The sequence below is a fragment of the Streptomyces sp. NBC_00224 genome (assembly GCF_041435195.1).
Classification (GTDB): domain Bacteria; phylum Actinomycetota; class Actinomycetes; order Streptomycetales; family Streptomycetaceae; genus Streptomyces.
Genome location: NZ_CP108106.1, coordinates 4,106,180 through 4,117,312 on the forward strand (window position 1 = coordinate 4,106,180; position 11,133 = coordinate 4,117,312).

General features: G+C 71.8%; 10 protein-coding genes and 1 riboswitch. Of the genes, 1 reads left to right on the forward strand and 9 read right to left on the reverse strand.

Annotated elements, in window-relative coordinates:
• Positions 1-243 precede the first annotated feature (243 nt).
• The 7 genes from OG965_RS18185 to OG965_RS18215 all read right to left on the reverse strand — a co-directional run bounded on the left by OG965_RS18185 (position 244) and on the right by OG965_RS18215 (position 6,912).
• On the reverse strand, positions 244-906 hold the full coding sequence (locus tag OG965_RS18185; RefSeq protein ID WP_371653131.1) for a transglycosylase family protein: 663 nt from the start codon (positions 904-906) through the stop codon (positions 244-246).
• 2 nt (positions 907-908) lie between these two features.
• Positions 909-1,108, reverse strand: a riboswitch (cyclic di-AMP (ydaO/yuaA leader).
• Between the two features lie 259 nt (positions 1,109-1,367).
• Complete coding sequence (locus OG965_RS18190; RefSeq protein WP_371653132.1) at positions 1,368-2,342, reverse strand: transglycosylase family protein; 975 nt, start codon at positions 2,340-2,342, stop codon at positions 1,368-1,370.
• Between the two features lie 132 nt (positions 2,343-2,474).
• Positions 2,475-3,710 (reverse strand): cytochrome P450, encoded by a 1,236-nt coding sequence (locus OG965_RS18195; RefSeq protein ID WP_371656975.1) that lies wholly within the window; start codon positions 3,708-3,710, stop codon positions 2,475-2,477.
• A 50-nt stretch (positions 3,711-3,760) separates the two neighbouring features.
• A complete protein-coding gene (locus tag OG965_RS18200) occupies positions 3,761-4,720 on the reverse strand; it encodes a nucleoside triphosphate pyrophosphohydrolase (RefSeq protein ID WP_371653133.1) in 960 nt (319 codons plus the stop codon).
• A gap of 44 nt (positions 4,721-4,764) precedes the next feature.
• Positions 4,765-5,424, reverse strand: coding sequence for a SurA N-terminal domain-containing protein (locus tag OG965_RS18205; protein ID WP_371653134.1), 660 nt, complete (start codon positions 5,422-5,424; stop codon positions 4,765-4,767).
• 61 nt (positions 5,425-5,485) lie between these two features.
• Positions 5,486-5,920, reverse strand: coding sequence for a GtrA family protein (locus OG965_RS18210; protein ID WP_371653135.1), 435 nt, complete (start codon positions 5,918-5,920; stop codon positions 5,486-5,488).
• Positions 5,917-6,912 carry a glycosyltransferase family 2 protein gene (locus OG965_RS18215; RefSeq protein WP_371653136.1) on the reverse strand — a complete coding sequence of 332 codons (996 nt, stop codon included), beginning with the start codon at positions 6,910-6,912 and terminating at the stop codon, positions 5,917-5,919. The genes OG965_RS18210 and OG965_RS18215 overlap by 4 nt, the downstream gene beginning before the upstream one ends.
• A gap of 182 nt (positions 6,913-7,094) precedes the next feature.
• Between OG965_RS18215 and OG965_RS18220 the strand changes: the two genes are divergently transcribed.
• Positions 7,095-9,554: a YfhO family protein gene (locus tag OG965_RS18220; protein WP_371653137.1), complete on the forward strand. Its 2,460-nt coding sequence runs from the start codon at positions 7,095-7,097 to the stop codon at positions 9,552-9,554.
• A gap of 19 nt (positions 9,555-9,573) precedes the next feature.
• Here the strand turns inward: OG965_RS18220 and OG965_RS18225 are convergent, their stop codons facing one another.
• Entirely contained in the window at positions 9,574-10,443 is an 870-nt protein-coding gene (locus OG965_RS18225; protein WP_371653138.1) for a glycoside hydrolase domain-containing protein, read from the reverse strand.
• 106 nt (positions 10,444-10,549) lie between these two features.
• Positions 10,550-11,131, reverse strand: coding sequence for a hypothetical protein (locus tag OG965_RS18230; protein ID WP_371653139.1), 582 nt, complete (start codon positions 11,129-11,131; stop codon positions 10,550-10,552).
• Positions 11,132-11,133 lie beyond the last annotated feature (2 nt).

Sequence of the window (11,133 nt, forward strand, 5' to 3'; positions counted from 1 at the left end):
AAACGGGGGGCAAAATGTTCCCGAACAAAACAATCCCCCTGGCGGGGGGGCGGGGGCGACGGGTTCAGCTTTCAGCGGAGTGGATCACGTGCGGGCCCGCGGGGGCGGGTGCGTGGATCATCTGCGGGCCGGTGGGGGCTGGTCGCGCAGTTCCCCGCGCCCCTGTAGGTGCCCGCATCATTAGGGGCGCGGGGAACTGCGCGCTCAGCCACAGATCACCTGCGGCCGGATGACGCGGAGCGACTAGCTCAGGTGGAGCTGCTGGTTCACGTAGATCAGGTTCGCGTCCTTCACTACGTCCTTGTTCAGCTCGAACAGCTTCTGCCAGCCGCCCTTGACGCCGTGCGCGGCGGCGATGGAGCCGAGGGTGTCGCCGGCCTTCACCTTGTACTCGCCGGAGCCGGTCTTGACCGGGGCGGGGCGGGACTCGCTCCGCGAGGCGGGCGCGGACTCGCGCTTCGGGGCCGGGGCGGCCTTGGGGGTGGCGGCCTTGGAGGACGAGCCGGACGTGTCCACCTTCGCGGACGCGCCACCGGACGTCAGGTTGCCCGCACCGGCGCAGGCCCAGGCGCCCGGCCCCTGCATCGCGAGCAGCTTCTCGGCGGTGGCTATCTGCTGGCCCTTGGTGGCCAGGTCGGCGCGGGAGGCGTACTGGGTGCCGCCGGCCGCGGCCCAGGAGGACTGCGAGAACTGCAGACCGCCGTAGTAGCCGTTGCCGGTGTTGATGGACCAGTTGCCACCGGACTCGCACTGGGCGACCGCGTCCCAGGTGGAGACGGAGGCGGCGGAGGCGGAGCCCGCGGCCATCAGCGGGGCGGCGACGGCCGCACCGGTGACACCGGCGAGCGTGGCGACGCGGACGGCCTTGGACGGGCGACGGTGCTTGCCCTTGCCGGAAAGCAGCATGGAGTTCTCCTCACCGACGCCTGCGAGGTGAGCTGTCGGGTTCGGGCGAGTGAGTGGCCCGGCCGCGCCGCTAGGCGCGTCTTCACCCCAAGCCGGTCCCGTCGGCCGTCTCGTACGTCCCGCCGTATGGCGTACGTCCTTCAACGGCCGGGCCCGGCGCTTACCTTGGGTCCCCCGCTCCTGCCTACGGCGCATCGAGCGTCGACTGTTCCCCGCGACCGGCGGCAGGATTCGGCGTTCCCGGTCGAAGGGGCCCGTGGTGACGAGCGCTCCGACCGTAATCACACCAACCCCTGATGTTCAAAGGGGCACATCGGGGAGAAATCGCCCCCACATGCCCCTCCACAACCTCTGTTTCCGCAGGTCGGGGGCGTAACGCCCGTACCGGACGGACGGGACACGCCAGTTGACGGAAAGAGACCCATGTCTCACTTGCGCAGAAGCGGACATAGGCCCCTGAACTACCCCTTGGCCGGGGCCGGGTTGTCCGTATTTGCCAGGTTCAGATCAAGGCTCTGGCCGGGCAGGATGAGGTTCGGGTCGGAGCCGATCGTCTTCTCGTTCGCCTTGTAGAGCGCGGACCAGCCGCCCTCGACCTTGTGCGAGCGCGAGATGTCCCACAGGTTGTCGCCGACGCGGACGGTGTAGTCGCCGCCCTCGGTGAGCGCGTCACCCGCCTCGCGTGAGTCGGCGTCACCTCGCGAGGCGTGGCGCCCCGATTCATGGCTGTTGTCCGTATTGCCCGGCTCGGTGGTCGCGGGGGTGCCGCTCTCGGCCGTGTCCGGCGTGCCGCGGTGCTTGCCGCCGGAGGCCGAGTCCGTGGAGCCGGTGGCCGGACTGGAGGGCGTCGTGGACCCGGGCTGCCCGCTCGTGCCCGTGGCCGGCGCGGACGGCTTCGTGGACGGCTTGGGCGCGGTGGAGGCCGAACCGGACGGCTTCGTGGGCGCCGGAGTCGTCTTCGCGGGCGCGGACGGAGTGGAGGCGTCCGGGGTCGCGGCTCCCTCCTCCGAGGGGACGTACGGCGAGGGCGTGGCGCCCGGGTCGACGGCCGGCGCGCCGCCGCCCGAGGTGAGCCCGGAGACCGTCGAGCAGCTCGTGAAGGCCTTGGGGCCCTTCGCGGCGAGCACCTTCTCGGCGACGGCTATCTGCTGCGCGCGGCTGGCCATATCGGGGCGCGAGGCGTACGCCGTGCCGCCGTAGGTCTCCCAGGTCTCCTGGGAGAGCTGGAGGCCGCCGTACAGGCCGTTGCCGAAGTCGGCGCTCCACGCGCCGCCGCTCTCGCACTCCGCGACGCGGTCCCACGTGGTCGCGGAGGCGGCGCTCGCACCGCTCGCCGCGAAGAGCGGAAGGGCTAGGGCCGAGCCGGTCACCCCCGCCGCGACGACGAGTGCGGGAGCCTGGCGGGGTCGGCGGTGCCGTCCGTTCCCGGAGCGCATGCTGTGGCCTTCCGTGTGACGACGTCTGTGACTACTGGGCCGGGCGTTGAGCCTGGTTTGCCGAGTCGAGGGGTGAACGTAGCCGTACTCGAACGCTTGTCACAAGTCGATGCACCCGCGATAACGCCAAAGTCACAGTTTTGACGAACCGTCAGTTCCGGTGGGTGTGAACTCGACCGGAAGCGTGCGCAGTCCACGCATGATGAGCCCGCCGCGCCAGCGCAAATCGGCAGGATCCGCCCCGAGCCGCAGGTCAGGAAGGCGGCGCAACAGGGTCGCCAGCGCGGTCCTCGCCTCCAGGCGGGCGAGCGGGGCGCCCAGGCAGTAGTGGATGCCGTGGCCGTAGCCGAGATGCTGGTTGTCGCGGCGGCCGAGGTCGAGCGTGTCCGGGTCGCCGAACCGCTCGGGGTCGCGGTCGGCGGAGGCGAGGACGACGAGCACCGGGTCGCCGGCGGCGATGTCCTGACCCCCGATCGTCAGCGGGCGGGTGGCGAACCGCCAGGTGGCGAGCTCCACGGGCCCGTCGTAGCGCAGCAGTTCCTCGATGCCGGTGTCCAGCAGGTCCGTCTCCCCGGCCGCGAGCGAGGCCTGGAGCCGCTCGCGCTGCTCCGGGTTGCGCAGCAGCGCGTACACGCCGTTGCCGATGAGGTTCACGGTCGTCTCGAAACCGGCGAACAGGAGGATGAAGGCCATCGCGGCGGCCTCGTTCTCGGTGAGGTGCTCGCCGTGGTCGCTGGCGCGGATCAGGCCCGAGATGAGGTCGTCGCCCGGGTTCTCCCGTTTGCGGTGGATGAGTTCGAGCAGATACCCGCGCATCTTCTTGACCGAGCGGGCCACGCCGCCGCGCGGGCCGCCGCCGTGCCGGATCATCATCCCGGCCCAGTCGCGGAAGTCGTCCTGGTCCTCGCGCGGCACGCCGAGCAGGTCGCAGATGGCGTAGATGGGCAGCGGGAAGGCGAACTCGTGGATGAGGTCGGCCTCGCCGCCCGCCGCGAACCGGTCGATGAGCTGGTCCGTCAACTCCTGCACCCGGGGCGCGAATTCGGCGACCGTACGGGGAGTGAACGCCTTCGACACCAACCGCCGCAGCCGGGTGTGGTCCGGCGGGTCGATGTTGAGCAGATGCGTCATCAGGTCGGCCTTGCGCTCGCCCGGAATGCCGGTCTTGCCCTTGGCGTGCGCGGGCTCGTCGTGGTGCGCGGGGTTCTTGGAGAGCCGCTGGTCGGCGAGCGCCTGCTTGGCGTCCGCGTACCGCGTCACCAGCCATGCCTCGACCCCGCTGGGCAGCTTGGTCCGGTGCACGGGCGAGTGCTCCCGCAGCCACCCGTAGGTGGGGTACGGGTCGGTGGCGAACTCCCAGGTGAACATCTCGGGCGGGGTCCGGTCCGCGCCGGACGGAGTGGGCTCCTGCACCGCCGTCAGCGCTCTTCCGCCGTGCGGATCGCGTCCCGGTACGCGCGGGCCGCCGCCCGCAGCGCCGCCTCCGGGTCCGTGCCGTCGGCCTCCGCCGCGACCGCGAGGGCGAGCAGGCGGTAGCCGATGCCCTCGCCGGACGGCAGGGGGACGTCCAGGGAGCCGATACGGGTGCGGGAGGCGAGCTTGGCCGCCAGGGCCAGGGCGGGCTGGCCGAGCGGGATGCCCTCGGTCACCGAGTCGCGCTGCTTCTCCGCCGCCTTCTGCCGCAGCCAGTGCTCCTTGACCTCCTCCGGCGTCTCGGCGTGCTCGTCGCCGAAGACGTGCGGATGGCGGTGGATCAGCTTCTCCACGATCGTCCCGGCCACGTCGTCCACCGAGAAGGGCGCCTCGGGATCCTCCTCCGCGATCCGGGCGTGGAAGACCACCTGGAGGAGCACGTCGCCCAGTTCCTCGCGCAGCTCGTCGCGGTCGCCCTCCTCCACCGCCTCGACCAGCTCGTACGCCTCCTCAAGGGCGTACTTGGCCAGGCCCTTGTGGGTCTGCTGGGACGACCACGGGCACTCGCGCCGGATCCGGTCCATGACCTGGACGAGGTCGAGCAGCCGGGCGCCCGGCAGGTCGTACGAGCCCGGCAGCAGCTCCAGGTCCGGCATGGCGACCCTGCCCGAGCCCGCGAGCCGGGCGAGCCCGTCGGTGAGCCGGCGGTCGCCCTCGCCGGAGGGGAGGACGACCACCGTACGGCCCCCGGCGCACGCCTCGACCAGCTCCCGCGCCTCCGGGTCCGCGAGCTCGACCTCGACGCCCGCCTCACGCAGATACGGCAGTTGCGGGTGCCCGGGGTCGGCGCAGAGCACCCGGTCGGCGGCGCGCAGCGTCTGCCACGCGGGCCAGGACAGCAGTCCGGGCGCCACGCGGTGGCTGGCGGTGAGCAGGACGACGCGGCCGGGTTCTTCGAGAGTCACCTCTCGAACCTACCCCGACCGCTCCCCGCCCCCGCCCCGGCCCGTCAGCCGGTGACCGGGGCGTCCTGTTCCGGCCCGTTCTTGGTGACCTGGGCGATCCACGGCGTCTTGGCGTCGGCGAGCTGGATCGCCTTGTCGTCCCACGTCCCGTACCGCGGATTGACGTCGATCTTCAGCTTCTTCGACGCCTCGGTGAGCGTCTTGGTGACGGCCGCCTGGCCCTGCGGGGTGGACAGGTCGGCGCCGGTCGCGGCGGCCAGCGCGGTCAGCTGCACCTGCTCGCGCACCGCGTCGTCGATCTGGCCGGGGGCGACCCCGCGCTGCTGGAGGAGCATGCCCGCGAACGCCTGCTCGCCGCCGGCCTGCTGGGCCATCGCGGCCCGGGCGTCCTGGAGCTGCTTGCGGGTCACGCTCACCCCGGCGTCGGCGGCGGCCCGGTCGAGCACCCGGTCGAAGATCAGCCCGTGCAGCTTGGCGCGGCTGAGCTGGCCGGTGTTCTTGATCAGCTGGGCGGCCTGCGGCGAGGCCTGCTGCGCCGTACGGACATCCTTGACCTGGGCCTGGAGCGCGGAGACCGGGATCCGGTCGCCTCCCACGACGGCCGCGGCGCCCGGGTGGGCCTCGCTGCCGCAGGCGGTCAGGAGTGGGCCCGCGCCGAGGAGCGCGACGGAGAGGGCGAGTGCGGTGCGACGGCGGCGGTGCAAAGGAGCCTCCCGGCGGATCGTGCGGCAGTGCAGCGACCTGATGACCTTGCGGTGATCGATGTTAGGCAGTCTCAGTGGCGTGGGCCACTGATTCGCCCAACGATTCGGCCGCCTCGGGGGTCTCGGGCCGCAACATGATCGTCCGGGAGAGGACGAAGGTGACCGGAATCGCCGCCGCGGCCGCGATCAGCGGGGCCCAGGTGCTGCTGAGGCCGAGCAGGTCCACCAGGACGTACATCCCGGTCGTGGTGATCACGAAGTTGGCCGCGTTGGTGAGCGGGAAGAGCAGGAACTTCCGCCAGGTGGGCCGGGTGCGGTAGGTGAAGTACGAGGTGAGGAAGAACGAGCCCACCATGGCGAGCAGGAACGCCGTGATGTGGGCGACGACGTACGGCACCCAGGGGAGGAACAGCAGATAGAGGCCGTAGTACGTGCCCGTGTTGACCACCCCCACCAGGGCGAACCGGACTATCTGGGCGGCGGTTCCGGACTTCATCGGCGGGCGAACTCCCGGTCCGTGCTCTCGCGTCCCGGCTGGCGCGGCACGCCGCCGCCTTCCTGTTCCTGGCCGGAAACATTCGTCGACTGCACCAGGAAGTGCGGACGGCGCTTGACCTCGTAATAGATGCGGCCGACGTATTCGCCGACCACTCCCAGCATCACCATCTGCACTCCGGCCAGCGCGGTGACCACGACGAGCAGGGTCACATATCCGGGGGTGTCCACGCCGTTCACCATCGCGACACCGACGATCCACGCGGAATACGCCGTGGCGATCCCGAGCAGCAGCATGCCCAGATAGACGGCGGCCCGCAGTGGCTTGTTGTTGAACGAGATCATCCCGTCCAGGCCGTAGTTGAGCAGTTTTCCGAACGTCCACGCGGAACGCCCCTGCTCACGCACCGCATTCTCGTAACTGAACGTGGTGGTGCGGAATCCGACCCAGGCGAAGAGCCCCTTGGAGAAGCGGTTGTACTCGGTGAGTTCGAGTACCGCGTCGACCGTCCTGCGCGAGAGCATGCGGAAGTCTCCCACGCCGTCGACCAGTTCCACATCGACCAGGCGGTTGATCAGGCGGTAGTACAGGCGCGCCGTGAGGGTGCGCGTGACGCGGTCGCCCTTGCGGGTGCGCTGGGCGATCACCTGGTCGTGGCCCTGGGCGTGCAGGTCCATCATGCGACCGATGAGCTCCGGCGGGTGCTGGAGGTCGGCGTCCATGATCACCACGGCGTCGCCGGCGGCGTGCCGCAGTCCGGCGAGCATCGCCGCCTCCTTGCCGAAGTTCCGGCTGAACGAGACGTAACGGGCGCGCGGGTCGCGGGCGGCGATCTCCTGGAGCAGCGGAAACGTACGGTCCTTGCTGCCGTCGTCGACATAGAGGAGTTCGAATTCCGCGTCGAGCCGGGAGATTTCCTTGGTCACCTGATCATGGAAGCGGCCGATGATCTCCTCTTCGTTGAAGCAGGGCACGACAATCGAGATGAGCACGGTTCTCCCCCGTCGATACGGAGTACGGCTGTGGCAGTCAACGAAGAACAGCCGGGCCAGACGTCCGGGGCGGATTCACCGAATGACGACCGGGCGTCGATCAAGTGAACTGAATCCCCGGGCCGCTGATTTACGTGCAACGGTCCGGCATATTCGACGGCAGCGAACAGCAGAGGATCCCCATGCCGACTCTCGAAGCCGTCCAGCTTCCCCCCGCCGCCCCGGCCGTGGCCGCCGGGGCCGGCCGCCCCCGTGCGCGGGCGTCCGCCCTCGCCGCGCTGATCACCGTGGTCTCGGTGTGCGCCGCCGACGCCGTCGCCCGGACCTTCCCCTTCGGGCGCCACACCCGCAGCGTCAACGACCTGGGCAACCAGTTCGTCCCGTTCCACGCCCATCTGTGGGACCTGCTGCACGGCCGCGCCCACGGCGGCGCCCTGGTCAACTGGCAGTCCGGGTACGGGACTTCGTTCCTGCCCGACATCGGTACGTATCTGGGCAGCCCGTTCGCCCTGCTGGTCGGGGTGTTCCCGCGCGCCGAGCTCGACCTCGCGGTCTATGTGATCACGGTCCTGAAGATGGCCGTGGCGGCGGTCGCCATGACCGTCCTGCTGCTCACCCTGCGCCCCTCCCCCGGACGGCGCTGGGCGGCCGGGGTGCTGGGGGCGGCGTACGCGCTGTGCGGCTGGTCGGTGATCGAGGCCACGTACAACACGATGTGGCTGGACGGGCTGATCGCGTTCCCGATGCTCTGCCTGGTCGGCGAGTGGGCCCGCACCCGCAGGCACGCGCTGGTCGGCCCGGTCGTGGTGGCCCTGGCCTGGACGGCGAACTTCTACACCGCCTACATGGCCACGATCGGGGCGGGCCTGATCCTGCTGCTGCGGCTGTTCCTGGAGGAGACGGAGACACGGGCCCGGGTGTGGGCGCTGGCCCGCGCGGCCTGGACGACGGCGCTCGGCATCGGCCTGTCGGCCCCGATCCTCTTCACCGTGTTCCTGGGCACCAAGCACGCGTATCCGGGCTGGAGCAAGGAGTTCCAGCCGGTCCCGTGGAGCGACTTCCTGGCCCGCTGGCTCCCGGCGACGTACAGCTTCTCCAGCCCCGCGCTGTTCCTCGGCACCGGCGCGCTGCTGCTCGCGGGGGCGCTGGCGTTCAACAGGGCGGTGCCGGACCGCGAGCGGTACGCGTGGACGGGGCTCGCCCTGCTCGTCGCGCTCTCCTTCCAGTGGAAGCCGACGCATCTGGCCTGGCACGCCTTCCAGACCCCGAACGGCAGCCCGTACCGCCAGACGTTCGTCCTCAGCGGGATCCTGGTGATCGCCGCCTGGGTGTGCGTGGCGGACGGTCTGCCCGACCGGCGCGCGCTGCTCGGCGGGGGCGGGGTGCTCGCGGTGATCGCGGGCGGGGCGGCCTTCAGCGAGCTGGTCTCGCCCTGGTCGTACCCCTTGTTCTTCGGCGGGCTCGCGGCCGCGCTCGGCGCGCTGCTGATCGCCGGACGGGCCCGGGGCCGCCGGGCGGTGGCGCTGGCCGCCGTACTGCTTCTGGCCGGGGCGCAGACCGCGCAGGCGGCGGTGACGGTGGCCTACGGCGACCGGGAGCGGCTGCACCGGCTCGACAGCTACCCCGCGTGGGGGACGGCGCACGACGCGCGCGAGGCGGCGGTGACCGGGGCCGACGGCTGGCCCGCGTACCGCACCGACCCGGGCCGCCGCCAGATCACCGGCAACGACCCGCTGCTGCTCGGCGGCGAGGGCGCCTCCTACTACAGCAGCCTCACCCCGGACGTGCTGACGAAGACGATGACCGCGCTGGGCGGCGGCTGGACCTCCCGCGGCCGGTCCGTGCAGAGCCTCGACAACCCGGTGACGGACGCGGTGTTCGCGGTCGGGGCGCGGGTGCGGGCGGAGAAGGGGCGGGCGCCGACGGTCACCCGCGCCCCGGTGCCGCCGCTGGTGACGGTGCGGGGCGACAACGGACCCCTGCGGTACGGGAGTTCGCCCTTCCGCAACCAGGAGATGCTGCTGGGGGCGCGGGTGTACACGCTGCCGCGTACGGTCGCCGAGGGGTGTGCGGCCGGGCAGGAGGCGTTCCTGTGGGCGCCCGAGTACACGGGCTGGGCGCGGCTCGGCACGACCGGGAAGTGGGTCGAGTTCCGGGGCGGGGCGCCCAAGCGACGGGCGGCCCTGGCCCCGCTGGGCGTCTCGACGAGCCCCTCGTCCGGGGTGACGCTGCGCCCCGCGTACAAGAAGGCGCAGCTGGGCTGTCTGGACCGGGGCGCGCTGACGGCGGCGGTGGAGCGGCTGCGTACGACGGGGGCGACGGATGTCCACGTCGGCGACAGCGGTGTACGGGCGGTGCTGCCCGCCGGGGCGGCCGGGACGGCGGTGTTCGCGATGCCGAGGATCGCGGGGTGGAGGTGCGCGGTGAACGGCGGCGGGGCGAAGCCGGCGGACTCGTATCTGGGTCTGGTGGCGGTGGAGTTGAAGGGCTCCGGGTCCCCCTCCACGGTCTCCTGCGACTTCCGCCCGCCGGGCCTGAAGGCGGGTTCGGCGGCGGGGGCGGCGGGGCTTGCGGGGCTGATCGGGACCGGGGCGCTGCTGGCGGTACGCAAACGGCGGGCCGGGGCGCCGAAGCACCCCTGACCCGCCTTCGCTCTGTTGCCTACTTGGCCACGACGGCGACCGGAGCGTCCCAGGCGTTCCGGTCGACGGTGAGGGTCACGCCGCCGTACGCCTCCTTCTTGTTGATGGCGTACTGGTGGCCCCGGCGGTGGCCCGACCACTTGGTCCCGAAGGGGTAGCCCGTGGTGGTCGACTCCGTGTCGTCGTACGCCGCGTACCAGAGCGCGTCCGGCATGTCCGTGCCCGGCGAGACGGCGGCGACGACGGCCGCGCTGGAGGAGGCGAAGCCGTAGAAGCCCGTGCGGTAGCCCTTGGCGTGCAGGGCCTTGTTCCACGCGCGCGTGTAGGTCAGCACGGTGTCCTTGCAGGAGGTGTTCGTGGTGTCGAACCCCTCCATGTCGAGGTAGACCGGGCTGCCCGGGCGCATCCCGAGCCCCGACGCCTTGGCACCGGCGTCCGCGCCGTCGGCCGCGCCGAGGGAGGCGGCGGTGGCGGCCGTCATCTTCTCCGGGTTGCTCCCGGACTTGCAGGGCGGCTGCGCCCCCACGTACAGGGGGATGAGCTTCCACCCGACCGCGCTCACCGACTTCACCCAGGATGCGGTGAGCTGGGGCTGGGCACAGCCCCGGTTCTTACCCCCGATGTAGACGGCGGCGCCCCCGTACGGCGAGGCGGTCTTCCAGGCCTTCATCTGCGCGAGCGTGGGGGCGGTGCAGGTGTCGAAGGCGCGGCCGGTGAAGGTGGCGGGCTTGGAGAGGGAGACGGGGCGGGCGGGCATGGTGGCCGCGGCCGGGGTCCCGCTCCCGGAGGAGGCGGCCTGCGCGGTGAGCGCACCGCCTCCGAGGAGGACGACACCGCCGAGGGCCATGGCCAGGTTGCGGTGCTTCTTGGTTATGCGGTGCTTGGACACAAAGCTCCTCGGGAGGCAGGAGAAGTCGGACGACCGGAGCCGGGAGGGCGGAAAGGGAAACAGGGCGACGAGCCGGAGATCCGGCCCGCCGCCCTGGGGATCGTGCTCAGTGGGTGTCGCGCATCCAGCTCAGGATCGCCTCGCGGTAGTGCATCGACTCCTCACCGCTCGCCATCCTGAGTTCGAACGCGTCGCGTGGCTCGAAGCCCGCGCCCCGGGCGAAGACCCGGGACGCCAGCTCCGCCTGGCCCGCGCTCTCGAAGGCCAGCCAGCAGGGATGTCCCTCCGGCGGCGCCACGCCGTTGCGGTCGAACTCCAGGGCCACGGCGAGCGCCGCACCCTGGACCTCGCGGACCCGCGGGTCGCCGTCGCCGTGGAAGGCGGCGACGGCCCGCGTGGCCTCCAGGGCGGCCGCGACGGCCGCACCGGACGGTCGGCCGCTCTCGGCGGCCCGTTCCCGGAGCCGGTCCACCAAAGGCACCGACTCCTGCTGGAACTCCGCTTCCTCGCCCTGCCCGCCCGTCTCGCGCCAGGCCGACTCGACGGCTTGGACCGCCGCGAACGCGTCTTCCTGCCGTGCGTGCTTCTCGAAGAAGACCGACACGACCGAGTTGACCCGCGCGGCGACCGCGACCGAGAACCAGCGCTCGGCCGGCTGCCGGTCCGTCGGCACTCCGTGATTGGACATAT

What these genes read in the sequence shown, in the direction of transcription:
- OG965_RS18185 (WP_371653131.1), bottom strand. Translation starts at nt 906, where the DNA reads ATGCTGCTTTCCGGCAAGGGCAAGCACCGTCGCCCGTCCAAGGCCGTC.
- OG965_RS18190 (WP_371653132.1), bottom strand. Translation starts at nt 2,342, where the DNA reads ATGCGCTCCGGGAACGGACGGCACCGCCGACCCCGCCAGGCTCCCGCA.
- OG965_RS18195 (WP_371656975.1), bottom strand. Translation starts at nt 3,710, where the DNA reads ATGTTCACCTGGGAGTTCGCCACCGACCCGTACCCCACCTACGGGTGG.
- OG965_RS18210 (WP_371653135.1), bottom strand. Translation starts at nt 5,920, where the DNA reads ATGAAGTCCGGAACCGCCGCCCAGATAGTCCGGTTCGCCCTGGTGGGG.
- OG965_RS18220 (WP_371653137.1), top strand. Translation starts at nt 7,095, where the DNA reads ATGCCGACTCTCGAAGCCGTCCAGCTTCCCCCCGCCGCCCCGGCCGTG.
- OG965_RS18230 (WP_371653139.1), bottom strand. Translation starts at nt 11,131, where the DNA reads ATGTCCAATCACGGAGTGCCGACGGACCGGCAGCCGGCCGAGCGCTGG.